This window comes from Bartonella sp. MR100HLJHH (genome assembly GCF_042194215.1).
Lineage (GTDB): Bacteria > Pseudomonadota > Alphaproteobacteria > Rhizobiales > Rhizobiaceae > Bartonella > Bartonella grahamii.
Genome location: NZ_JBHIMR010000002.1, coordinates 220,440 through 243,376, shown reverse-complemented (window position 1 = coordinate 243,376; position 22,937 = coordinate 220,440). Strand labels below are relative to the sequence as shown.

Here is a 22,937-nt window from a genome sequence, read left to right as displayed (position 1 = left end):
CCATTCAAGAAAACTCTTCCCCCAATCCTCGCACCACTCCATACCATGACCAAAAACACGCACAATATGAATTTGTGAATATTTCGTCTTTTTTGTAGATAGAATTACTTATAGGTAACAGTTTTAACATCATAGCTGGGTACATACTGTTAACATCATATACTTCAATTCCATTATATATATGTCCCCATTTCTTGATTTAAAAAACAAAGCCCACCTTTATATGCATTTTTTAATATCTCATCATCATTTAATTCTAAAGTAGGTGTTAAAAAGTTGCTTTTGTAATTCCCGATAAATTTTTCATTACAGGGCTTGGTAAAGTATCGTATTTTTTTTAAAATATCCTTTTTTAATAAAATGTCTTTTAACCATATCTTTTATGATATCATCTTTAGCTTTTGAGAAATTATTTTTTTAAATCAGTCTTTTAGAACTTCTATCTTTAACAATATTTCTGTTTAATTTTGTTATTATATTTATTGTAGTGAATTAACTGATTTTCAGTTTCTGGATACGCTTTACAATAAAAAGCACTATTTGGAATTAATTCATTATATTTATGGGCACGAACAGCAAAGTTTTCTTTTTTTGTTTAAACTTTTTTTCTGCTTGCCATTTTTTTAATTCTCTGCTAGCTTCACACACATTCTTAGTAGTGACGGTTTCCGAAGGTACGAATTCCTCCATCGCCTTTATATCTATAAAGTACTAAGATGTGAATTTGCATAATTTATAAGATGTTTTAAATTTTGTAAGTTTGATTTTTTTGACATTGTTTCCCCAATGTTGAGAATTTTTTCCGCTTTTAAAGCCCTCTGTTACAGCAGAGGGCTTATTTTTATGTTAATGTAATTATAGCTCCTGCTTTTTCTTGTAATAGATTAATAAATTTTTCAGTGTTAAAATATCTGTTTAAAATTTCATAATCTTTAAACTCATAAGTTTTTTGTTTCTGGATTAGAAAATTGAACTTGCATTCTTATTTTAAAGTCAAGTCTCATTAGCAATACCGTGTATTTTATTACATAGTAAGCTCTATTATTGTTACTAGATTTAGTTAATTTTACTGATAAATTAGACCCATATTTTGACTGGTAGTTCCAAATTTAGAGACAATATCAAAAAAAATCTCGAATAGCTGTTCTTGCTATAACAAATAGAACTTTTTTATCATCAAAATATAGAACTGTTTGTACAGTATTAGTCTTTTTTCTGTACTAGGAAATTCTGCTTTACTAGCTGAATAACCTAGTACTTTAAATTTAAAATCATCTTGACTACACATAAATCCACAAATCCCCCGCTTTGCTTTTACAGATTCACATTTTCACGTTTTTACATCTTCATAGAACGAAGCCAAACGAAAGTTCCAAACCACCACTCCGCACTGCTCTGCAAACGAACAAAGCTTTTTGCCTAGTACCCTTAAACTTCAAATCTCCCTCAAACAACAGCACTTAATCAGGCTCAACAAATCAAGCCCTGCCCTCAAATATTCCAGCTCTTCACTCCCCCTCAAAGAGCCGTGTTTTACGGCGTAATAGAATAGAAAATTTTTGATTTTTCTTGCTAATCTTCTGAAATTCCTTTAACTTAAAGTGTAATTTTGATCGTCTACGCACCGATCAAGAGGGATTAAAGGTCCTAAGCTCTAGCGTAAAAACGAACCCGCTTTGCGAATATCTCGGAATTCCGGGAGATTTTGCTATGTCCAGGTGCTTCTCAGCACTAAAAGCAAAATGCTGATTCGAGGTCAGTGCTTTCAGGCTCCCGGAATACCAATGCGAGGGCGCTCGCAACCGGAGGGGGCTTGAAGTGCAAACCAAAAATCCACATTTTATCGACATTTCTGATTAAGCAAAAAACGCGATTTATAATCCATATTTCGCACTTTTTTAAAAAGTACCCAATCTTATAGTCTTTGAAATTATTTTGATTTTTCTTGCTAATCTTCTGAAATTACTTTATCACTTAAAGTGTAATTTTGGTCGTCTACGCAACGACCAATAGGGATTAAAAACCCGAAGACTTGACACATAAATTTATCCCGCTTTGCGGGTATCCCGGAATTCCGGGAGATTTTGCTATGTCCAGGTGCTTTAGCACTAAAAGCAAAAAGCTGAGTCAAGTCAGTGTTTTTAACTCCCGGAATACCAATGCGAGGGCGCTCGCAACCGGAGGGGGGCTTGAAGTGCCAACTAAAAATCCACATTTTATCGACATTTTGATAGGCAAAAGAATCCGTCACAGACGCATTTCAATAGGGCTTTCCCAAAAAGAATTAGGGAGCCATTTAGGTGTCAGTTTCCAACAAATCCAAAAATATGAAAAAGGCTTCAATCGTGTAAGCGCAAAATGTTTGCTCGAAATCGCCCAAAAACTAGATGTCCCCGTAAACTTCTTTTATGCAGACCTTGCCACAAAAGAAGATCTTTCAACAAAAGAAACTCTCTTACACCACGATCAAGAAACCTATAGCGAAAAAGAACACACCCTTTTAAAAAACTTTAGAGAGCTCAAATCTAAAAAACAAAAAGCAATCTTGTGGCTAATTTCTGATTAAGCAACAGCGCAACGATCAACGTTATTCCATTCATATCCCCCCCTTAAGTCAAATTCAAACCAGCTTCCCCCTCAAACAACAGCACTTCATCAGGCTCAATAACTCAAGCCCTGCCCTCAAATATTCTAGCACACCACGCCCCTTCAAAGAGCAATGTTTTACGGCAGATAGAATAATCAGCTGCATTTTTGTTTTCACTTATAATTTTCCAATGACTTTTGAATGCCTCTATTAATCTTTTTTATAGCACTTTTACTCTTCTTAAAGCTTCTTTCTCTGCTTCTTCTTTTAACTTCATGTCATTGGCGCCTTCGTACCTTTTTATTGTTTTTTCAATCTGATCATCAGTCCCTGCTTTAAAGACAATCATTGTTTCAAACGGACGAAATAATGACGATTGCGAAATATGAAACAAGATATTCGTGCGCGAATTGCTTGGATCAAACTTGCTATACCTTTTTATTTTTAAGTCATCGATAGATATCGCTTTTTTTGACATAGCAAGACCAATAACATCGCTATTTTTCTCACCAAAATCTTTCACTTTTAAAAGGTTATTTTTAGCGTCACAAACTGTCGATATATTCATGACTTCGTTAAGAACTTGATCATTTATGTCAAATTGAGCACCTATGCCAAAAATGAATACAAGATCACGCAAAGAACAAGCTTTTTGAAAATAACAAGCATTGTACAAACGTGAGTGAATCCCAAGACAGTTGACTGCTTGTCGAATGATTTTTATAGCGAGCTCATATGATTTTTCATCTAAACGAAGATTACGAATATCTGGAATGTAGATTTCTTGTGTTTCTTGTAACGGTGCAACTTCACTGTTTAATGCACTATCAATAAGCTTTTCTAACCAATTGTAACTCTCAATATTATCCTGATTTCGGAAGAACGATCTGATCTCTTCTAAAAGATTGTCCAGCCCATACTCTTCTCTAAAAGCACGCTCTCTTCGATCACACGTCATCGTAAATGTATGGGTATTTTCTCGTTTGTCCGGTATAGATGATGCGTCAATTTCTGGATCATTCACTTTAAATGGATCAACGCTTTCTCCACTTTTAACAGATATCGAATGCTCACCTCTAATAGTATCAAAAACTCTCGCCCCTTGCTCCTCCCTAAAAGAAATGCCTTGTTCAAGAAACATCTTTAATGGATTGGAATCATCCGGTGTTAACGATATACGCTGTATTAAAGAGTCCAAAATTTCCTGTTGAAGCTTATCATCACTTATTAACGAATCTTTCCTATCCTCATAGAAATCCTTTAAGCCTTTTGGAATACGCCGATTGTAACTCTTAACGCCCTCTGCAAACCAGCTGTTAATTAATTCCTTGTTTGTGGCTAAGTTTGTGGCTAAGTTCATGAGATTATACCCCCCGCTTAAATTTCAAATGATCCTTTTGATCAATAAACTCCAATACAGTTTTTATTAAAACTCTTGAAAAAAGTTCATTATCTTTTTGTTTTACTTAATATTTACCGTATTTTAGCTTATTGGTAAAAATAGACTCAATTAAGATATAGATGATATTTTTATTATACACCTCCACTTAAACTTGCTTTTATAACGCGAATAGAGAAAATTTTAACAAAAAACAGGTTAGAGGTCTTGTTTTTTAAGTCTTTATCTTGATTAAAAAATTACAAAGGAGCAAACTTGATTGTGCAGATAATCATGCTTCATTATCTACGAGCCACCAACATAGAGTTGTGATCAATCAAACAGTTTTAAAAAACTTTTAGCAAAATTTTAAAGCAGAAAAACGCATAGCACCGAAAAAAATGAGAGAGCAGTGCATTTTCCGCATCCTCCACCTTTTGCTTAAACAGCAAAACTCCAATCCATCGTCAAAATATCTTCGTCTAAAATTCCCCATGTCACAGATCAGCCCCCTCAAAGAGCAATGTTTTACGGCAGATAAACGGCATTTCTCTTTAACGCTTTTACGCACAAAGCAATAAAGCAATAAAGCAATCCCGCTTGTGACTTCACTCATTACATTGCAAGAAAATAGTTTTCACTACAAACAGAAGTAAAAGAATCCTACGATATTCGAGAACACTCATTTAACATGCAAAAACACCGACCACTCCCTTTGCTTTGCAATAAAACACCCGCTGTCTCATCGTGAATTTTTCTAAATCAGCACGCCTCAAAGAGCGGTGTTTATCACATAATAGGATTATCACCGCCCTTTATAGCGTGAATTTCTTCAAACTTAATCTTCAGGCAAAAATTCCAACCGATCACCTTGTTTTATAATTTTCACCGTTGTTTCATCGTGAATTTTTCCAAATAAGATATTTTCCGCCAGTGGGTCTTGAATTTCTTTTTGGATAATCCGTTTAAGCGGACGTGCACCATAGAGGGGATCATAGCCTTTATCGGCAAGAAATTTCCTCACCTCTGGCTCGATTTGCAAAGTTATTTTGCGTTCATTGAGCAAATTTTGCAAATGTTCTATCTGAATATCGACGATCGCTTCCATATCGTGGCGTTGCAATCTTTGAAAGAGAATAATCTCATCAATACGGTTTAAAAACTCCGGACGAAAAGCCGCTTTGACGACATTCATGACATCATTTTTTGCCTGATCAGTTGTTTGTCCTTCAGGCAAAGCGGTTAAAAATTCAGCGCCAAGATTAGAAGTCATAATCAGCAAGGTATTACGAAAATCAACGGTACGTCCTTGACTATCGGTCAAACGTCCCTCATCGAGCACTTGCAACAAGAGATTAAAAATATCAGGATGTGCTTTTTCAATTTCGTCGAACAGAATGACCTGATAAGGTCTTCTGCGTACGGCTTCGGTCAGCACGCCTCCCTCTTCATATCCAACATATCCAGGCGGCGCCCCAATAAGCCGCGCCCCAGCATGTTTTTCCATATATTCAGACATATCGATGCGCAACATGGCATTGGAGTCTTGGAAAAGAAAAGCGGCCAGAGCTTTGGTTAATTCGGTTTTTCCCACACCAGTAGGACCCAAAAACATGAAAGAGCCAAGCGGACGATTGGGATCTTGCAACCCTGCGCGCGCGCGGCGTACAGCGCGAGAAACAGCTTGAACAGCCTCTCCCTGACCAATCACACGTTTGCTAATTTCATCTTCCATCCGCAACAGCGCCTCCCGTTCTGCCTCCAGCATTCGATCAACAGGAATACCGGTCCAGCGTGAAACAATCCGTGCCACATGTTCAGCAGTGACCGTTTCTTCAACGAGATGATTTTGTTGGTCATCATTTTCAGCGATGCTCAATTGTTTTTCGAGTTCAGGGATAACACTATAAGCGAGCTCTCCAGCTTTTTGGAATTGTCCATCACGCTGTGCAATAGCCAAAGCATTGCGTGCTTCTTCGAGTTGTTTTTTCAAATCAGCAGCATGCCCTAATTTTTGTTTCTCAGCCTGCCAAGCCGTTGTCATCTCAGCGGACTGTTGTTCCAATATTTTCAGTTCATCCTGCACGCTTTTCAAACGTTCTTTTGCTGTTGGCTCGACATCTGTTTTCAAAGCTTCACGTTCAATTTTCAACTGTAAAATACGCCGATCAAGTGCATCAAGTTCTTCCGGCTTTGAATCGACCTGCATCCGCAACCGTGCCGCCGCTTCATCGATAAGATCAATAGCTTTATCAGGCAAGAAACGATCCGTAATATAGCGGTTAGACAAACGCGCCGCCGCAATCAAAGCACTATCTGCCAAGCGCACTTTGTGATGTTGTTCATATTTTTCTTTAATACCGCGCAAAATAGAAATAGTATCCTCTAAAGAAGGTTCAGGCACAAAGACAGGCTGGAAGCGGCGTGCAAGAGCAGCATCTTTTTCGACATATTTTCGATATTCATCCAAAGTCGTAGCCCCCACACAATGGAGTTCTCCGCGTGCGAGAGCAGGTTTTAGCAGGTTGGAAGCATCCATAGGACCATCGGATTTTCCTGCCCCCACGAGATTATGCAATTCATCGATAAACAAAATGATCTGTCCATTTTCAGCTTGCACCTCTGCCAGCACCGCTTTGAGGCGCTCTTCGAATTCCCCACGAAACTTTGCACCAGCGATAAGCGCTCCCATATCGAGCGCATGAAGCTGTTTATCACGCAAAGTTTCAGGCACATCGCCATTAACAATGCGCAATGCCAACCCTTCCACAATAGCTGTTTTCCCCACCCCAGGCTCCCCAATCAACACAGGATTATTTTTCGTCCGCCGTGAAAGCACCTGAATAGTGCGGCGAATTTCCTCTTCCCGCCCAATAACAGGATCAAGTTTTCCTTCACGAGCATCTTTTGTCAAATCACGAGCATATTTTTGCAAAGCATCATATTGGCTTTCGGCATGGGGGCTTGTTGCTGTTTTTCCCTTCCGCAAATCATTAATAGCCTGATTAAGCGCTTGCGCTGTCAAACCACCCTTTGTTAAAATATCAGCGGTTTTTGCGGTCTTTTCCATGATCAGTGCTTGCAACACACGCTCCACAGTCACAAATTGATCACCGGCTTTTTTCGCCAGATCTTCAGCCATGTTAAAGACTTTTGCCAACGGCTGAGACAAATAGAGCTGTCCATTTCCCCCTTGCACTTTTGGCAAAGCATCAAGTGCTTTGTTAAGCGCCTTTCGAATAAGAGTAAGATCACCACCCGCTTTTTGGATCAGTGATGCCGCCAACCCTTGAGAATCGTCTAACAGCACTTTCAACAGATGCTCCGGCATAAATTGCTGATGATCAGAAGAGAGGGCACTATTTTGTGCTGATTGTAAAAAACCTTGCAACCGTTCGCTATATTTTTCCAAGTTCATTTTTTTTCCTTAAATCTCAAGCCACCGCCGCACTTTAAACTCCCCCAACATTCCACAAAAGAGACATCTTCAAAGGACCGACTAATCCCCACAAAACACCGCAAATGATGCCGCATGAAGAAGAACCGTAGTGCTAAAAAGAATATGGGTCCTCACAAGCCCTATAGCAAGAGGGAGAGAAAGGCGCACTGTCATTATTTAAATAAAAACTGCAACTCCCCTATAACCCCACCATCACAACCCCACCAGCACAACCCCACCAGCACAGCCCCACCAGCACAGCCCCCTCCAGCACAACCCCACCAGCACAACCCCACCACCACAACCTCACCAGCACAGCCTCACCATCACAACCCCACCATCACAGCCCCCACCAGCACAACCCCCACCATCACAGCCCCCTCCAGCACAGCCCCCTCCAGCACAGCCTCACAAGTAAAACCACAACATCAGTACATCATTATTAATTAATTGAATTTAAATGAAAGCAAATACACCTTTTGATTTTTAAAAAGCGTATTTTACGACATGTAGTTAAGAGTGAAATAAAAAGTATTTATTATATTTTCTATTTAAAATACATTAAATATACTTCTATTTATGGAATCATTTCAAATTTATTAAATGAAATTAGGTTAATTTGTACAGTAAAGTAAAAAATATTCTTATAATTATTCTATTTTGTCTCATAAGCAAGCCAAGCTACGCTGTTTTTGCTGGTAAAGTTGTCACGATGCAACACACATGGTCTCAAAATAGGTCATTTGATACATTTTCTTTTTTTCAGCAAATAACTTATGATGGTGGACCTCATTCCATCTATTTCTGGGGAAACGAGTTTCAATTCAAAAATGGAAAAAGTGGCTATATTGGTTTATTCAACAGAGGCACCCGCACCATTCACTTTTCTATCCGGAATGCCACGGGATGGAAGAGTGAGAAATGTAAACATTTTACCCATGAGGGCTCAGGAGTACGCTGTGATATTGAATTTCCTTGGAAAATTGGACATCGATATAGATTGGATGTTTCCAAGAATGGAAATCTAGTTACAGGAACAATAATCGACCTTATAGCTGATAAAGCAACAATAGTCGGTGTTATCGAAGTTCCAAAAACTTTTGGCAAACTCTATAAATCTTCGAGTTTTGTTGAAGACCATTCTCGTTGGAAGAGGCATCTTTCCTCCTGTTATGTGTTAAGTCCACAAAGTTCCACCTTTTTCAGCCCTATAGCTGATTACAAATACCAAGCGTTCATAAATGCCTCTGCTGAAGGACACTGTAAAGATCCTCACGTCGTCCAAATATTATGTAAATTCAGTGCATGAATAGTATAAGCGACCTTAGAGGTTTAGCCTCCCCCACAGCTGAGCCGAAAGTCCCCATTTCCAATGGGAAAGACCTCTCTGCACAAACTATTTCGGATAAATTGAAAAAAGAAGAGCTTGTCGTCGTTCATTTACAAGATGGTGCTTGGGCACCCAATATCTTTTTCCCACTCCCCGGCCCATTTATGTGGAAATCAATCTTCGTAGACAACCGCACAGCTTCAAGTTCCTCAATTCGTACCGATCATGAGATACGAAAAGTAACCACAGGCCAAAAAATCATGTATATGTCTGATGGAAAAACTTGGAAAATTATGAAAGCAAACTAAGCTTTTTCTTCTTGATAAAACATAAATTCCTCACGCCCCTTTGAAAACAAAGGGGAGGTGAGGTAGCTTTTTTCATTTCCCCACCACTGTTTTTCTCCATTTTCTAGTTCCTTTTTCCGCCCCTTCTCTCATCCCATACCCTTTAGCTTACCTCATCACCATGCTTTCCAGCACATTTTCTCCACTCTCACCCTCCTCTCAAAACCACAACACCCTTTTAATAGAATCCTCACCTCCCTCTCTATCATCCTTACACCATCCTTCACGCATCCCTTTGCACCACCCGCCTCTTATCCACCCCCTCTCTTTGTCCATACGCACTCTCTTTATCCTCCATTCCACACACCCCTTCCTCGCCGTCATATACTTACGACTTAACACCCCTCTTCATCTCAATTTTCCCCCCTCCATTCACAGTCTCTTCACCCCCCATTTATCTCACCACATTCCATGCCATGATAAAAGCATACACAAAGGACAAATCCTCCGCTTCATTTTTACAGATTCACATTTTTACGCTTTTACATCTTTACAGAACGAAGCCAACGAAACTTCCAAACCAGCACCCCACGCCACTCTATAAACAATAGTCTGTAAATAATTCAAATGCTTGCATAGCAAGTTTCCACCACTGACCACCCATTCGTTTCAGATCATTCCCCCATTTCCCCCTACACACTCTTCTCCAACCAACGCCCCTAACAGCATTCTTTCATTTCCTTTCCAGTCTGCACACCCTCCAGCTCGCCAATCCTGTCAACACATTCCACGCCAGACAAAAGCCAAACATGACAAAAACACGCACAATGCATAAATCCACAAATCCTCCGCATCATTGTACGGATATACGTTTTCACGCTTTTACACATTCACAGAATGCAACCAAATGAAAGGTTCACCACTCCGCAGTGATCTATAAACAATACTCTACAATTTAACTTCTTACCCAACACCCCCTATAAACTTCAGATCACCCACTCCTCAAACGAAACTGTTTCATCAGACCAGACAAGGAAATCCAGCCTAAATATTCATCACACTCTAAAAAACACCTTGATAAATTGATATGCCTGATATCATCGCCTCTCCAAATAACGCCGTTTTATGACATATTGATTTTTCTTGCCAATTTTCTGAAATTACTTTATCACTTAAAAGATATTTTGATCGTCCACGCAGCGATCAACAGGGAAAACAAGCCCTAAGCTCTAGCGTAAAAACAAACCCACTTTGCGGATATCTTGAGATTCTGGGAGTTTTTGCTATGTCCAAGTGCTTACCAGCACTAAAAGCAAAAAAACTGACTAGAGCTCAGTATTTTGACTCCCAGAATACCAATGCGAGGGCGCTCGCCCCCAGCGGGGTGCTTGAAGTGCAAACCAAAAATCCACATTTTATCGACATTTCTGATTAAGCAAAAAACGCGATTTATAATCCATATTTCGCACTTTTTTAAAAAGTACCCAATCTTATAGTCTTTGATATTATTTTAATTTTTCTTGCCAATTTCCTGAAACTACTTTATCACTTAAAGTGTAATTTTGGTCGTCTACGCAGCGATCAAGAGGGAACTGAAAGCCCTAAGCTCTAGCGTAAAAATGAACCCACTCTTGTGGGTGTCCCGGGGTTCCGGGAGATTTTGCTATGTCCAGGTGCTTTAAGCACTAAAAGCAAAAAGCTGACTAGAGCTCAGTACTTTCAGACTCCCGGAATACCAATGCGAGGGCGCTCGCAACCGGAGGGGGGCTTTAAGTGCCAACTAAAAATCCACATTTTATCGACATTTTGATAGGCAAAAGAATCCGTCACAGACGCATTTCAATAGGACTTTCCCAAAAGGAATTAGGAAGCCATTTAGGTGTCAGTTTTCAACAAATCCAAAAGTATGAAAAAGGCTTCAATCGTGTAAGTGCCAAATGTTTACTGGAAATCGCCCAAAAACTAGATGTTCCCATGAGCTTTTTTTATGCAGACCTTGCTACAAAAGAAGATATCTCAATAAAAGACACTCTCTTACACCACGATCAAGAAACCTATAGCGAAAAAGAACACACCCTTTTAAAAAACTTTAGAGAGCTCCAGCCGAAAAAACAAAAAGCAATCTTGTGGTTGATTTCTGATTAAGCAAAAGCACAACAGTTAACATACCCCCTGCCTAAAATTTCCCATACTTGATATCACCACACCCCTCAAAGAGTGATATTTTACGGCATGTAGGATAATTTATACTATAGCTCATTTTCTGTTTCCGTTATTGCTTCAAGCCAAGCTGATTGAGGATCAGTGGCTGGGGTTGAAAGTTTAACTATTCGTAGCATAACAGGGTTCAATACAGTGCAATCGTTACTCAAAACCATGTCTCCGCTTGAGTTTATGAGACGGTAGAACAGTGTCAAGAAGGCAAAGCCCCGAAAAAAACATATGAGCGGTTAAGTAAAAATCAAAAGATTGAGCTTATAACGTTGAAAAAGCTGCTCTATGTTGGATTATCTCCACGTCCTCTAAATCTCAGAAAAATGATTTACAACACATGTTTCGTTGATGAGCCAATCATTCAGAATGAATAATGAACAAAGGACGGCTTACCAATATCCTGATACCCAATAAACAGAATAACCCACTCAATCCAGAAAAAAGGAACAACTGCCCAGCCGAAGTGTGACCTAAAACAAACGCTCCAACAAAGGGAGCCACCAACATAGCTAAATTTTGTATAGACTGCACCCATCCAGAAGCCAACCCAATCTGTTCATTGAAATTGGTTACCAGATAAACATTAGAAGATATGGAAAAGTAGGCACTAACCATTCCAACAAGAAAAGAACAGAAAAACAAAGTTTCAATACGGAGTAAATCCAAGTAAAAAAAGCACACTGAAATCATTACAAAACAAACCATTGTTGACATTGCAGGCATTAACAACTCTGATATTTTGCCTGTAAGGGGTTTATGCTTTGATTGTTTCACTCTCCAAAACCCATATAAAAAATTACCAATCCCTGAAGCAGATACCAACATCCCAAGAGCCTGTTTATTCATTTTCAGTGCATTAAGGATGACAGGCAACTGATTATTCACCATAAAGATCATGGCAAAATACACAAACATCACCGCCACATAGGCATACCAAGTTGTCCCATAAAGCCTATGCTGTGATTTCATGGTGTTCGCTGTTTTTACTATGAGCGACGAGACAGGTTGTGCACCAATACAACAAAACACTATAAAGCCTAGCAACGTCAGAAATCCAGAAAACAATAAAGTATATGTATCTGACAAAAACGCAGAGAGCGTACTCCCCAAAGCAGGTCCTATCATCTTCGCCATGCTATTGATCATGTTAAGCACAGAATAGTAACGAGTACGTTCGTGTTTAGGCACAGAATTTGCACTGAGAACGAAAATTGCTGGAATGGCTAGACTATTGAATGTCGCTCGAATAACTGCCAGTATAATAAATCCCTGCAGACTCGTCGCCATCAATAAAACGACAGTACATAACGCCCGTAACAACAACGATGCACGCAACCAATGTATCATATAACGATGACTTACCAACATTCCAATTGGCTTAGACAGAACGATACCCGGTAATAATGTTGCCGCTCCAATGAAAGCGACATCATATTGATCAGCTTTCCAGATGAACACAGATACGGTCAAAATCACGATATAATCAATCCAGCCCCCAAATGACACCATGCCATTACCCAGCAAAAGCACCAACAAGCGATTGTTTGTTGCCCCGTCTATTTGCACTAAAACACGCCCCCCTCTTTTTCCTTAGCAATACTGATTGGATTATCAATTCTTCCCTCACACCCTAAAGGCATCAACGACCTTCCGCAACAAAGCAATTTATAATTACAAAACCACTGGTGCTAAGTCTTAGATATGTATTAAAACTTTCATCATTGATTGAACTTAATCTGCGTCTTTGCGAATGACGACAATAACCAAGCCGTTAATCCAGCTCTTGAATCCATTTACGATAATCCCGCGCGCCCTCACCTTCAGCTCCAACACGAAAAACGCTCTGAGCATTCTCTCCTCAAGAGGACTCTTTATTCTTCTTCATCACTTTTCTGCGGCGGGGGCGGTAAAATATAAGCGCCTGAAAGCCAACGATTAAGATCAATGGCTCGGCACCGTGTGGAACAAAAAGGATAGGCGTTTTGTTGTGACATTTGACCACAAATAGGACAAGGATGCGGAGGACGAGTCTCTTTTTGCAAATTTAGCTCTTTTTTTTCTTGGCGCACCTTTGTCATCTGCTCCTTCATTAACTTTTCTTCTGTTCCTTTTTTTTCATTTTTGCTTTTTTCTTTTTGTTGCTTTTCACCTTGCATTGATCTTGCCTTAAAGTTTTTCTAATGCGTTTCTTCAACCCAATGAGTGAAAAGTGGATAGTGATAAGCGGTCAAGAGATCGACTGTTTCAGCCAAAGGCAATCCCACAACATTAGAATAAGAACCCGTGATATAGACAACAAAAGCACCGGCTTTTCCCTGAATAGCGTAGCCACCAGCTTTCCCTTGCCATTCACCAGAAGCAAGGTAAGCCTTCATCATGGAAGAAGTTAAGCGTCTAAAACGGACACGACTTTCAACCAATTTTACGGTTATTTTTCCACGTTCATTGAGCGCACAAACGGCGCCATAGACCTTGTGCGAACGCCCAGAAAGGTATCGCAAACATTCATAAGCCTCGTCTTCACCCTCTGGTTTGGGGAGAATGGTGCGCCCCACAGCCACCACCGTATCAGCAGCCAAGATAATCATTTTCTGTTGAGGTAATTTTTCTTGACCATTCTGCAACTCTTCTTGACCATTCTGATCGTACCAGCGCAAAATTTCTTGGGCTTTCAGCGCTTTTTCTTTTGCCAAACGTTTGGCAAGATTTGCAGGATGTTCTTTTAATTTTGGCGTTTCATCAATATCGCTTGCACAAACCTGCTGAGGATCAATCCCTATTTGTGCTAAGAGCGCTAAACGTCTTGGCGAAGCAGAAGCAAGCACCAAATGAATTCCTTCTGTAAGAGCATCTGCCAAACGTTTTTTCCCCCACTCTCTTATATTTTTCATTTCCACCCCTTCACAATCGACTTCCCTCTCGCCCCTTTTACGCGCCCCCTTTTTAAGCGCCATTAATCTCCTTATCTTTTTTCCGCATTGATTTTACAGTTTTTCAATGCCATTCAAACACTCCCCTTTTTTCACTCATGAAAAGCAAGCTTAAAAACTGTTAAAAAATAATAGAAATAATATGATGGCTTTTACAAAAAAGCGCAAGCCACCCCTTAGGCTACTTATAGCGATATGTAATGCGCCCTTTTGTCAAATCATAAGGTGTCATTTCCACCATGATTTTATCACCTGCCAACACGCGAATACGATTTTTCCGCATTCTACCAGCAGTATGCGCAATAATTTCATGATCATTTTCCAGTTTCACACGAAACATTGCATTCGGTAAGAGTTCAGTAACGATACCAGAAAATTCTAAAACTTCTTCTTTTGACATAAACAAACATTTCCTTTACAGTGCACATATTTTATTAAGCTGTGCGTTATTTCCAGCGTTCATATCCTATTTTCTTAAGTTTGTGAATAAAAATTCAACAAAAAGAGAAAGGTTTTTCAAGTTTACTCTCTCATGCGCTCAAAAAACATCACCACACATATCACCACACACATTGAGGCTCAAAACTTTCTCTCCACCAATTTTTCCCACCCATTTCCTCCAATTTTTAGGATGATCTTGATTTCAGAGTGACGAGAAATTGCGCTAAAATTTCTCCCCCTCAAGCGTTTTCCCAATGCCTCTGACTATCTCCACGACTTACAAACAATCCTCATCCCTCCAACTTTTCCTCACCTTCCGCCTTCCACACCCTAAACACGCGCCATTGGGATAAATGCAAACACCTCTCCCCATCCAGAAGCCCTCTCCTTTTTTCAAAAACATCCTTCACAAATCCATCCACGACATGCTCCACAGCCCTCTCCACTCTCTATGCATTTCCCCGCACAGCCTGACCCATTTTTCCTCTCTCCACACATTTCATCTAAGCCACTCCTTCTATTTATGTTGCACTCCCAGCTTGAAAACACGATCCCTATACATTCCGTCTCATTAACCACAACGCCCCCTAACGACATAAATCCTTTTCCTTTTTTGCACATTTCCGTTTTTACGCTTTTATACATTCACAGAAAGCAGCCAAATGAAACTTCCACATCACCACCCCCGCGCTGCTCTGAAAACAATGCTCTACAACCCAGCTTCTTACCCAACACCCCCACGCACTTCAAATCACCCCCCCCTCAAACGAGACTGTTTCATCAGACCAGACAAAGAAATCCAGCCTAAAATATTCATCACACTCTAAAAAACACCTTGATAAATTGATATGCCTGATATCACCCCCCCAATAACGCCGTTTTATGACATATTGATTTCTCTTGCCAATCTCCTGAAATTGCCTTATGAATGAATACTGTAACTTTGGTCGTATACGCAACGATCAATAGGGGATCAAAAACCCGAAACCTAAACATAAATTTATCCCACTTTTGTGGGTTTCCCGGGTTTCCGGGAGTTTTTGCTATGTCCAGGTGCGATGAGTACTAAAAGCAAAAAGCTGATTTAGGTTCAGTATTTTTGACTCCCGGAATACCAATGCGAGGGCGCTCGCAACCGGAGGGGACTTGAAGTGCCAACTAAAAATCCAAATTTTATTGATATTTCTATAGGCAAAAGAATTCGTCAAAGAAGAATTGCCATGGGACTTTCCCAAAAAGAATTAGGAAGCTATTTAGGCGTCAGTTTCCAACAAATCCAAAAATACGAAAAAGGCTTAAATCGTGTAAGCGCAGGGTGTTTACTCGAAATCACCCAAAAACTGGATGTTCCCATAAGCTTTTTTTATGCAGATATTGCCACAAAAGAAAATCTTTCAACACATGCCGCACACTATGATCAAGAAACATACAGCGAAAAAGAACACACCCTTTTGAAAAACTTTAGAGAACTCAAAGCGAAAAAACAAAAAGCAATCTTATGGCTGATTTCTGATTAAGCAAAAGAGTAACAATTGACATTATTTGCCAATATCCAACTCCCCCTATAAACTTCAGATCACCCACCCCTCAAACGAGACTGTTTCATCAGGCCAGGCAAAGAAATCCAGCCTAAATATTCATCACACTCTAAAAAACACCTTGATAAATTGATATGCCTGATATCACCGCCCCTCCAAATAACGCCGTTTTATGACATATTGATTTCTCTTGCCAATCTTCTGAAATTGCCTTATAAATGAATACTGTAATTTTGGTCGTATACGCAACGACCAATAGGGAACTAAAAGCCCTAAATCCGAGCGTACAATTGAGCCCACTTTTGTGGGTTTCCCGGAATTCCGGGAGTTTTTGCTATGTCCAGGTGCTTTAAGCACTAAAAGCAAAAAAACTGACTCGGATTCAGTACTTTTAGACTCCCGGAATACCAATGCGAGGGCGCTCGCAACCGGAGGGGGCTTTAAGTGCCAACTAAAAATCCAAATTTTATCGACATTTTGATAGGCAAAAGAATCCGCCATAGACGCATTTCAATGGGACTTTCCCAAAAAGAATTAGGAAGCTATTTAGGCGTCAGTTTCCAACAAATCCAAAAATATGAAAAAGGCTTAAATCGTGTAAGCGCAGGGTGTTTACTCGAAATCGCCCAAAAACTGGATGTTCCCATAAGCTTTTTTTATGCAGATATTGCCACAAAAGAAAATCTTTCAACACATGCCGCACACTATGATCAAGAAACATACAGCGAAAAAGAACACACCCTTTTGAAAAACTTTAGAGAACTCAAAGCGAAAAAACAAAAAGCAATCTTATGGCTGATTTCTGATTAAGCAAAAGAGTAACAATTGACATTATTTGCCAATATCCAACTCCCCCTATAAACTTCAGATCACCCACCCCTCAAAAGATGATGTTTCATCAAACGCGACAGATACGTCCTATTCTAAAATATTCTTGCCCCTTCACCACCCTAAAGCAAGATCACTGAAAGCACCCGTTCACTCCCTCTTCAAAAAGCAACTTTCCCCCTCTATTCTCCCACACCCTCTTCTTCTCTCTCATCAACGCACCCGCCTCTTCATCCAAACTTCCCCTCCCTTCACAGACTCTTCATCCCCAAACCCCAATCTTCTCTTCACATTCCATGCCATGATAAAATCACACACCACACATAAAATCGCAGCTTACTTTTTTGCACATTTCCGTTTTTACGCTTTTACGTCATTACAGAAAGCAGAAAATCTGTAAAAAATGCATTACACAATAACGTTTTCACCAACTGTCATTAAAATCTCGCCTCCCTTTTCATTTAAATCCCTCTATTTTCACTTAAATCATAGATATAAACCGCCCTATTATTTGCATTGACCAGCATAAATTTTTTCGACAACTTCTAGCTATCAAAAGGATTTATAGGAAGCATTTTACGACTTTTAAAAGATTTTTTATTTACATCCAGTGCTTTCTTGTAACGTACGAGAGTACATTTAATTGATTGACTATAAGAAAATTTGAAATGAGAGAACCTTTTCGTTTTTCTCATTCAACATCCGCAACGATAACTTATCCTTATAAGTCACAGTATTTTTTCGTAAGACAAAACGCACAAAACACAATATACTTGCGTTGCATATTCACACGCTTGTTTTAAAGACAGATCTCTCAACGCTCATCACACCCATTTCGCCAACGCTATCCATGATAGGAATGGCAAAATCCCCCCCCCATGAAATGTATAAAATCCATTCAGCCCCCCTATCTTTACGCTTATGGAGGAACACACTGGCAGCATCACAAAAACTCTGCCAGCTCCCAATGTTGCGGACAGCCTTCAGTTCAAGAGCCAATTCATTAAAGGCATGCCTTTCTTGTACAGTTTTGACCCACATGGCCCACCCGCTCATGATGTGCAAGCAAGTAATTTTAATTGATTCAATATGAGAGAACGGGTGATGAGAAAATCTTATTATTTTTCAGCGTTGTGCTTCACGTTGGAAATGATAATTTATCATTATAAATCAACATCTTAATAAAAAAGAGAGTCATCCAGACGCTTTATTTTTTCTAAAAAAGGCTTCACACTGAAAAGAAAAGATCTAAAAATTAGATAAAAAAAAAAGGTTTGCCTCTAATAAACAAACCTCTGCAGAAAATTATTCAGATAATTTTCAAAATTTTAAATTAATCCCTCTAAAAGCAGCAAAGATACTTCAGAAGCATCAAAATGAATACAATAACTTATTTAACGCAATGTTAAGAAAAATCAAGAATAAAAATTTTTTATCGTTAATGCACCTTTAAAAAACGAAGCTTTTTAACCCACGCAGCTCAACAATCTGGGATTGTTCTAAAAACACCTGCAACCAATCCTTTTATCTCCCTCAAAAGACAGTATAAAAGGTTCACAGAGCAAGTCTTCGCTTAAAAAACATCAATCGCAAGCGCTCATAAAAGCCAGTGTTGGCATAAAAGATCAGATTATCGAATAATCTTGCTAAAATGTCTTCCCAATCAATAAAAAAGAAGCGGATTTTTTTAACATTTCCGCCTCTTTAACAATAAAATCACGATGAGGGATTATTAAAAATTCAAGACTGTGAAGGGAACCAATTTGATAACAATTCATACCTTACAGGATCATCAGCACATTGTCCACCACCACATTCCAGTATGGTAGAAATCAAATTTGCCGCAATCAAAAACACAAATAAAAAACTTGCCGTTTTACTCAAAAATGGAAAAGGAGAAAATTCTTTGAACTTATGTGCCAATTCACCTAAAATCATGACAAATGAGACAGCAAAGATACAAAGGACAGAAATAATGAAAGCCCAAGTATAAAAATGCAATCCAAAGAACGTTGAACCATATCCCAAATCATCAGGTGTTATATGCAAAAATACTTGCCGTGCTGCAACGGCACTCGTTACCATACAACCGAGAATAACCATACCATAATGAGTATTTTTCACCTTATGGTGAATATTGAGCAAGAACCCACAACCTGCCAGCATCAATCCAACGCGCTGTAGCAAACAAAGGGGACAAGGTAACTCAAACTTTACCAATTGATAATAAAAAGCCACCACCAAGACAATAGATAACCCAATGAGTCCTAGCGTATTCATAAAGATGACGAAATGAGGGTTTTTTTGTTCAACTTGTTCCATGGCTATTCTCTCAAAAAGATAAATTTAAAGTAGAAGTTGCGTGATGATTGAAAGTGAGAAGAATGACAACGAATAAAATTGCCCACAAAGCATAACTTATATTTTTTTTGCCATACATAGTCGTTATTGCAGTACCTAAAGCGATTAAAAATGGAAAAAACATAGCTTTAAATCTCCTTTACATCCGGTGTTTAACTTTTAATTTATTTCAGCGTTCACCATTATTACAAAATTGGGCAAAAAAGAGACCATGGATTTATTATTCACAATTCGTCATTCACTTTATCTTGTCATTATATTTAAGTGAAAAAACGCAGAACCATATAATCGCTAAGAAACACATCTTAACAAAAGCACAAAAGCGTTGATTATTCGCTTCCCTTTATATCAGCTATTATTAAAAATATATCAACGATTACAAAGAGCATATTCCCCCACTCAATTAATAGAATCACTTGAACAGCAAAATAAATAGCCTTTGAAATTAAGAGAGCGACATCTCTTTTTTCTCAAAAGAATATCCTCACTTTGCAACGCATTTTCGCCATAAAAATCTCTTTTTCTCATAAGCAATTTTTCAAATTGCAGCAGATTTTATAATATATGGTGACCATGTTTATTTTAGCAAATAAAAATGAGACATTTTTTAAAACTTACAATCAATGGCTTTCCCCCGATGTATTTTTTCCTCTTACCTTAAATAAACGACAATCCCGCAGCTCAACAGCCTCATAGGTCCCACACCACCCCTTAACACCCCCCTCAAAATTCATCCCTCCCCCTCAAAAGAAGTGCTTCATAACCTTCAATACTTTAATTTTTCAACTCTCGAGATCCCCCTTTAAATTTTTAGCTTTCCATCTTATTTGAAAAATAACTGTTTCTCTGTCATCAATTGGCTTTGCAAAGAGAATATAAAACTTTTAAAAAAATAATGATAAAGAATCGCATTGAACCTTTGAAAAGGATGGTGAATGATGAAAAAATCATGTGATGTCGCGATTTTAATGGGGAGCCAATCGGATTGGCAAACGATGTGCCATAGTGCAGATATTTTGACGAATCTTGGTATTTCTCATAGTTCGCATATTGTCTCAGCACACCGAACTCCTGAACGCCTTTATCAATTTGCAAAAGAAGCAAAAGACGCAGGGTTTAAAGTTTTAATTGCCGGTGCAGGGGGTGCAGCGCATCTTCCTGGTATGCTAGCAGCCCTTACGCCTCTTCCTGTTTTTGGCGTTCCAGTGCATTCTCATTCTCTTTCTGGTCAAGATTCTTTGCTTTCAATTGTGCAAATGCCAGCAGGGATACCCGTTGGCACATTAGCAATTGGCAAAGCAGGTGCAATTAATGCAGCACTTTTAGCCGCAGCCGTTATGGCCATTTATGATCATGATCTCGCCCAGCGATTACAAGATTGGCGTCAACAACAAACAGCCAATGTCGCCAAAACGCCTGTAACGGAGGTTTAAAATGGCACCGTTTTCCAACACCACCCTCTCATCCAACACCACCCCCTCATCCAACACCACCCCCTCATCCAACACGCCCCTCTCATCCAACACGCCCCTCTCATCCAACACCACCCTCTCATCCAACACGCCCCTCTCGTCCAACGCCCCCTCACCTAACATATTACCTCCAGGCAGCGTCATTGGTTTAATCGGGGGCGGACAATTAGCACGGATGCTCGCCATAGCGGCCGCAGAATTAGGATTTCGAACAGTTATTTTTTGCCCTGAGGCCGATTGCCCAGCCGCTCAAACAGCAAACAGCCATATTGTTGCCTCCTATGACGATACATCAGCTTTAGATCATTTTATTTCTCAGTGTGATGTTGTCAGCTATGAATTTGAAAATCTTTCGCTTCAAACGGTTCAATATGTAGAGAAGAGTAAGCCTGTTTATCCTTCTTCCAAAGCATTAGAGATCACGCAAGATCGACTTTTTGAGAAGCAATTTTTACGTGATCAAGGGATTGGAACCGCCTCATGGTATGCTGTTGACAATTCTTCTTCTCTTCTTTCCGCTCTCGATGCCTTAGGCGAACGTGGTCTTTTAAAGACGCGTCGTTTTGGTTATGATGGGAAAAACCAGATCAAACTTGACCGCCCCAATGAACAAACCCTTGACGAAGCCTTAAGGACTTTTCAGGAGCAGCCTTGTATTTTGGAAGAAATAGTTCCTTTTTTATCAGAAATTTCAGTTCTCTCGGCTCGCACAAAACAAGGGGAACATATTTTTTATGATTGCCCTGAAAACCAACATAAAAACGGAATTCTTCATAAATCCTTTGTTCCATCCCATATTCCACTTGACGTGCAAAAAGCAGCCCAAGAAATCAGCCTAACAGTAATGGATGCCCTCGATTATGTTGGTGTTCTTTGTATTGAACTTTTTGTCTTAACGGATGGTCATCTTTTAGTGAATGAACTCGCGCCGCGTGTCCATAATTCTGGTCATTGGACACAAAAAGCATGCATAACTTCACAATTTGAACAGCATATCCGTGCTATTTGCGGTCTTCCCTTAGGCAGCACATACCGTCATAGCGATTGCCAAATGACAAATCTTCTTGGGAACAATTTAAGCACGTTAAAATATTTTCTCACGCAAGAGCGCACCTCAATCCATTTATATGGCAAAAGCACTGTTCAACCCTACCGCAAAATGGGGCATGTCATCCAATTAATGGGACCAGCGAGCAAATCTTAACGCTCACATATAAAAACGCTTTTTCACCCAAGTGAAGACAGAAAAAGCACCCTCTCCCCTCACACCGATATCCAGCGGCTCAAATCGCGCACACCCCTGACCTTTTAACTTTCCCCTGACATATGGGGGCTTCTCCCCCCTTCACACCCTCCTACAAGCCCTGCTCTTTTAAAAACATCACCTCTTCTCGCCCACAAACCGTTTCACATCTCATCCCCCCTCAAAAACAAATCTTCACTCCACACCGATTGACTATCCATGCGGCTCAACAAACGCTCCCCAACCCCTTTCAACCCTTCTTTCCCACCCAAAACTCTGTCCCCCTTTTTTTCTCAAAAACATCATCCCCTCATCCAACATCACCGCCTCATCCAACATGTTACCTCTAGGCATCATTATTCCCCATGATAGAGGCAGCCCCTTCATTTTCCTTTTAATCCCAATCTTTAGGAAAGAGACTGATCGATTGCGCCCATAGATACCAATCCACGATGCGCTTTTATTGCCTCTAGCCTCTCTTCTTATGTTTATTTTTGCACAAAAGCATTTTCACAAAAGCATGAGTTTTGTTTTCTCATAAAATCGCTGAGAGGTAAAACGTATTACTCTACCCAAACAACTCTCGCAAACGCAGCCCAATATTGATCAGAAGATAGCCCCTCCAGCATAGCAACTTTCCTCTCTCTCTTTTTTCCTTAACGGATAGAGGACCTTCTTCTTTTGTTCATCCGCTCAACATCTTTCTCGAAAAAGTCTCCTCAACGTCCCCCAACGGCTTAAATTTCTTCTTTACAAATCAATTTTTCTTCTCTCACGCTCCCCCTCTTTTCAGCGCATCGATTTTCCCACCTTTTCTTTAAGCTTGTTAAGACAATAAATTATAAGGCGCATCACCACCGTATAATGCTCATGGGTTTTATGGCATATC

The 22,937-nt window shown here is 39.6% G+C and carries 20 protein-coding genes; 8 read left to right on the top strand and 12 right to left on the bottom strand.

Annotated elements, in window-relative coordinates:
• Positions 1-4: 4 nt before the first annotated feature.
• Positions 5-169, bottom strand: coding sequence for a DNA polymerase (locus ACFIJ7_RS02365; RefSeq protein ID WP_375644541.1), 165 nt, complete (start codon positions 167-169; stop codon positions 5-7).
• Positions 170-2,194: 2,025 nt separating this feature from the next.
• On the opposite strand from ACFIJ7_RS02365, the gene ACFIJ7_RS02360 reads away from it, so the two are divergent.
• Positions 2,195-2,566, top strand: a complete 372-nt coding sequence (locus tag ACFIJ7_RS02360) for a helix-turn-helix domain-containing protein (RefSeq protein WP_375635663.1) — start codon at positions 2,195-2,197, stop codon at positions 2,564-2,566.
• 241 nt (positions 2,567-2,807) lie between these two features.
• Here the strand turns inward: ACFIJ7_RS02360 and ACFIJ7_RS02355 are convergent, their stop codons facing one another.
• A complete protein-coding gene (locus tag ACFIJ7_RS02355; protein WP_375644528.1) occupies positions 2,808-3,947 on the bottom strand; it encodes a hypothetical protein in 1,140 nt (379 codons plus the stop codon).
• A gap of 856 nt (positions 3,948-4,803) precedes the next feature.
• Entirely contained in the window at positions 4,804-7,383 is a 2,580-nt protein-coding gene (gene clpB / locus ACFIJ7_RS02350; protein WP_375635632.1) for an ATP-dependent chaperone ClpB, read from the bottom strand.
• A 733-nt stretch (positions 7,384-8,116) separates the two neighbouring features.
• Here clpB and ACFIJ7_RS02345 point away from each other — a divergent pair.
• The 3 genes from ACFIJ7_RS02345 to ACFIJ7_RS02335 all read left to right on the top strand — a co-directional run bounded on the left by ACFIJ7_RS02345 (position 8,117) and on the right by ACFIJ7_RS02335 (position 11,166).
• Positions 8,117-8,713, top strand: coding sequence for a DUF3472 domain-containing protein (locus ACFIJ7_RS02345; RefSeq protein ID WP_375644527.1), 597 nt, complete (start codon positions 8,117-8,119; stop codon positions 8,711-8,713).
• A complete protein-coding gene (locus ACFIJ7_RS02340; RefSeq protein WP_375644526.1) occupies positions 8,710-9,042 on the top strand; it encodes a hypothetical protein in 333 nt (110 codons plus the stop codon). The genes ACFIJ7_RS02345 and ACFIJ7_RS02340 overlap by 4 nt, the downstream gene beginning before the upstream one ends.
• A 1,752-nt stretch (positions 9,043-10,794) precedes the next feature.
• Complete coding sequence (locus ACFIJ7_RS02335; RefSeq protein ID WP_375635628.1) at positions 10,795-11,166, top strand: helix-turn-helix domain-containing protein; 372 nt, start codon at positions 10,795-10,797, stop codon at positions 11,164-11,166.
• A gap of 426 nt (positions 11,167-11,592) precedes the next feature.
• Here the strand turns inward: ACFIJ7_RS02335 and ACFIJ7_RS02330 are convergent, their stop codons facing one another.
• The 5 genes from ACFIJ7_RS02330 to ACFIJ7_RS02310 all read right to left on the bottom strand — a co-directional run bounded on the left by ACFIJ7_RS02330 (position 11,593) and on the right by ACFIJ7_RS02310 (position 15,602).
• Positions 11,593-12,801, bottom strand: coding sequence for an MFS transporter (locus ACFIJ7_RS02330; RefSeq protein ID WP_375644525.1), 1,209 nt, complete (start codon positions 12,799-12,801; stop codon positions 11,593-11,595).
• A 305-nt stretch (positions 12,802-13,106) separates the two neighbouring features.
• Positions 13,107-13,391: a DNA gyrase inhibitor YacG gene (yacG, locus tag ACFIJ7_RS02325; RefSeq protein WP_015856851.1), complete on the bottom strand. Its 285-nt coding sequence runs from the start codon at positions 13,389-13,391 to the stop codon at positions 13,107-13,109.
• Positions 13,392-13,412: 21 nt separating this feature from the next.
• Positions 13,413-14,126 carry a Maf family nucleotide pyrophosphatase gene (locus ACFIJ7_RS02320; protein ID WP_375635662.1) on the bottom strand — a complete coding sequence of 238 codons (714 nt, stop codon included), beginning with the start codon at positions 14,124-14,126 and terminating at the stop codon, positions 13,413-13,415.
• Between the two features lie 220 nt (positions 14,127-14,346).
• Positions 14,347-14,565 (bottom strand): translation initiation factor IF-1, encoded by a 219-nt coding sequence (infA, locus tag ACFIJ7_RS02315; RefSeq protein WP_004857577.1) that lies wholly within the window; start codon positions 14,563-14,565, stop codon positions 14,347-14,349.
• An 899-nt stretch (positions 14,566-15,464) separates the two neighbouring features.
• Positions 15,465-15,602 (bottom strand): hypothetical protein, encoded by a 138-nt coding sequence (locus tag ACFIJ7_RS02310; RefSeq protein WP_375635625.1) that lies wholly within the window; start codon positions 15,600-15,602, stop codon positions 15,465-15,467.
• 155 nt (positions 15,603-15,757) lie between these two features.
• Here ACFIJ7_RS02310 and ACFIJ7_RS02305 point away from each other — a divergent pair, with 155 nt between their 5' ends.
• Positions 15,758-16,123 (top strand): helix-turn-helix domain-containing protein, encoded by a 366-nt coding sequence (locus tag ACFIJ7_RS02305; RefSeq protein WP_375635624.1) that lies wholly within the window; start codon positions 15,758-15,760, stop codon positions 16,121-16,123.
• A gap of 465 nt (positions 16,124-16,588) precedes the next feature.
• Positions 16,589-16,954, top strand: a complete 366-nt coding sequence (locus tag ACFIJ7_RS02300; RefSeq protein ID WP_375635623.1) for a helix-turn-helix domain-containing protein — start codon at positions 16,589-16,591, stop codon at positions 16,952-16,954.
• Between the two features lie 804 nt (positions 16,955-17,758).
• On the opposite strand, the gene ACFIJ7_RS02295 is transcribed toward ACFIJ7_RS02300, so the two are convergent.
• The 3 genes from ACFIJ7_RS02295 to ACFIJ7_RS02285 form a co-directional block, all read right to left on the bottom strand.
• Entirely contained in the window at positions 17,759-18,013 is a 255-nt protein-coding gene (locus tag ACFIJ7_RS02295) for a hypothetical protein (RefSeq protein ID WP_375644524.1), read from the bottom strand.
• Positions 18,014-18,712: 699 nt separating this feature from the next.
• On the bottom strand, positions 18,713-19,294 hold the full coding sequence (locus ACFIJ7_RS02290; RefSeq protein ID WP_375635621.1) for a disulfide bond formation protein B: 582 nt from the start codon (positions 19,292-19,294) through the stop codon (positions 18,713-18,715).
• 10 nt (positions 19,295-19,304) lie between these two features.
• The gene (locus tag ACFIJ7_RS02285; protein ID WP_015856857.1) at positions 19,305-19,457 is read right to left on the bottom strand and encodes a DUF5993 family protein; all 153 of its coding nucleotides are present in this window, start codon (positions 19,455-19,457) and stop codon (positions 19,305-19,307) included.
• Between the two features lie 811 nt (positions 19,458-20,268).
• Here ACFIJ7_RS02285 and purE point away from each other — a divergent pair.
• Both purE and ACFIJ7_RS02275 read left to right on the top strand, forming a co-directional pair.
• Positions 20,269-20,766, top strand: a complete 498-nt coding sequence (gene purE / locus ACFIJ7_RS02280) for a 5-(carboxyamino)imidazole ribonucleotide mutase (RefSeq protein WP_015856858.1) — start codon at positions 20,269-20,271, stop codon at positions 20,764-20,766.
• A gap of 1 nt (position 20,767) precedes the next feature.
• On the top strand, positions 20,768-22,009 hold the full coding sequence (locus ACFIJ7_RS02275) for a 5-(carboxyamino)imidazole ribonucleotide synthase (RefSeq protein WP_375644523.1): 1,242 nt from the start codon (positions 20,768-20,770) through the stop codon (positions 22,007-22,009).
• A 252-nt stretch (positions 22,010-22,261) separates the two neighbouring features.
• Here ACFIJ7_RS02275 and ACFIJ7_RS02270 read toward each other — a convergent pair whose 3' ends face one another.
• Positions 22,262-22,402 (bottom strand): hypothetical protein, encoded by a 141-nt coding sequence (locus tag ACFIJ7_RS02270; RefSeq protein WP_375644522.1) that lies wholly within the window; start codon positions 22,400-22,402, stop codon positions 22,262-22,264.
• Between the last annotated feature and the right edge of the window lie 535 nt (positions 22,403-22,937).

What these genes read in the sequence shown, in the direction of transcription:
- ACFIJ7_RS02355 (WP_375644528.1), bottom strand. Translation starts at nt 3,947, where the DNA reads ATGAACTTAGCCACAAACTTAGCCACAAACAAGGAATTAATTAACAGC.
- clpB (WP_375635632.1), bottom strand. Translation starts at nt 7,383, where the DNA reads ATGAACTTGGAAAAATATAGCGAACGGTTGCAAGGTTTTTTACAATCA.
- ACFIJ7_RS02345 (WP_375644527.1), top strand. Translation starts at nt 8,117, where the DNA reads ATGCAACACACATGGTCTCAAAATAGGTCATTTGATACATTTTCTTTT.
- ACFIJ7_RS02340 (WP_375644526.1), top strand. Translation starts at nt 8,710, where the DNA reads ATGAATAGTATAAGCGACCTTAGAGGTTTAGCCTCCCCCACAGCTGAG.
- yacG (WP_015856851.1), bottom strand. Translation starts at nt 13,391, where the DNA reads ATGCAAGGTGAAAAGCAACAAAAAGAAAAAAGCAAAAATGAAAAAAAA.
- ACFIJ7_RS02320 (WP_375635662.1), bottom strand. Translation starts at nt 14,126, where the DNA reads ATGAAAAATATAAGAGAGTGGGGGAAAAAACGTTTGGCAGATGCTCTT.
- infA (WP_004857577.1), bottom strand. Translation starts at nt 14,565, where the DNA reads ATGTCAAAAGAAGAAGTTTTAGAATTTTCTGGTATCGTTACTGAACTC.
- ACFIJ7_RS02310 (WP_375635625.1), bottom strand. Translation starts at nt 15,602, where the DNA reads ATGTTTAGGTTTCGGGTTTTTGATCCCCTATTGATCGTTGCGTATACG.
- ACFIJ7_RS02295 (WP_375644524.1), bottom strand. Translation starts at nt 18,013, where the DNA reads ATGTGGGTCAAAACTGTACAAGAAAGGCATGCCTTTAATGAATTGGCT.
- ACFIJ7_RS02290 (WP_375635621.1), bottom strand. Translation starts at nt 19,294, where the DNA reads ATGGAACAAGTTGAACAAAAAAACCCTCATTTCGTCATCTTTATGAAT.
- ACFIJ7_RS02285 (WP_015856857.1), bottom strand. Translation starts at nt 19,457, where the DNA reads ATGTTTTTTCCATTTTTAATCGCTTTAGGTACTGCAATAACGACTATG.
- purE (WP_015856858.1), top strand. Translation starts at nt 20,269, where the DNA reads ATGATGAAAAAATCATGTGATGTCGCGATTTTAATGGGGAGCCAATCG.
- ACFIJ7_RS02275 (WP_375644523.1), top strand. Translation starts at nt 20,768, where the DNA reads ATGGCACCGTTTTCCAACACCACCCTCTCATCCAACACCACCCCCTCA.
- ACFIJ7_RS02270 (WP_375644522.1), bottom strand. Translation starts at nt 22,402, where the DNA reads ATGCCTAGAGGTAACATGTTGGATGAGGCGGTGATGTTGGATGAGGGG.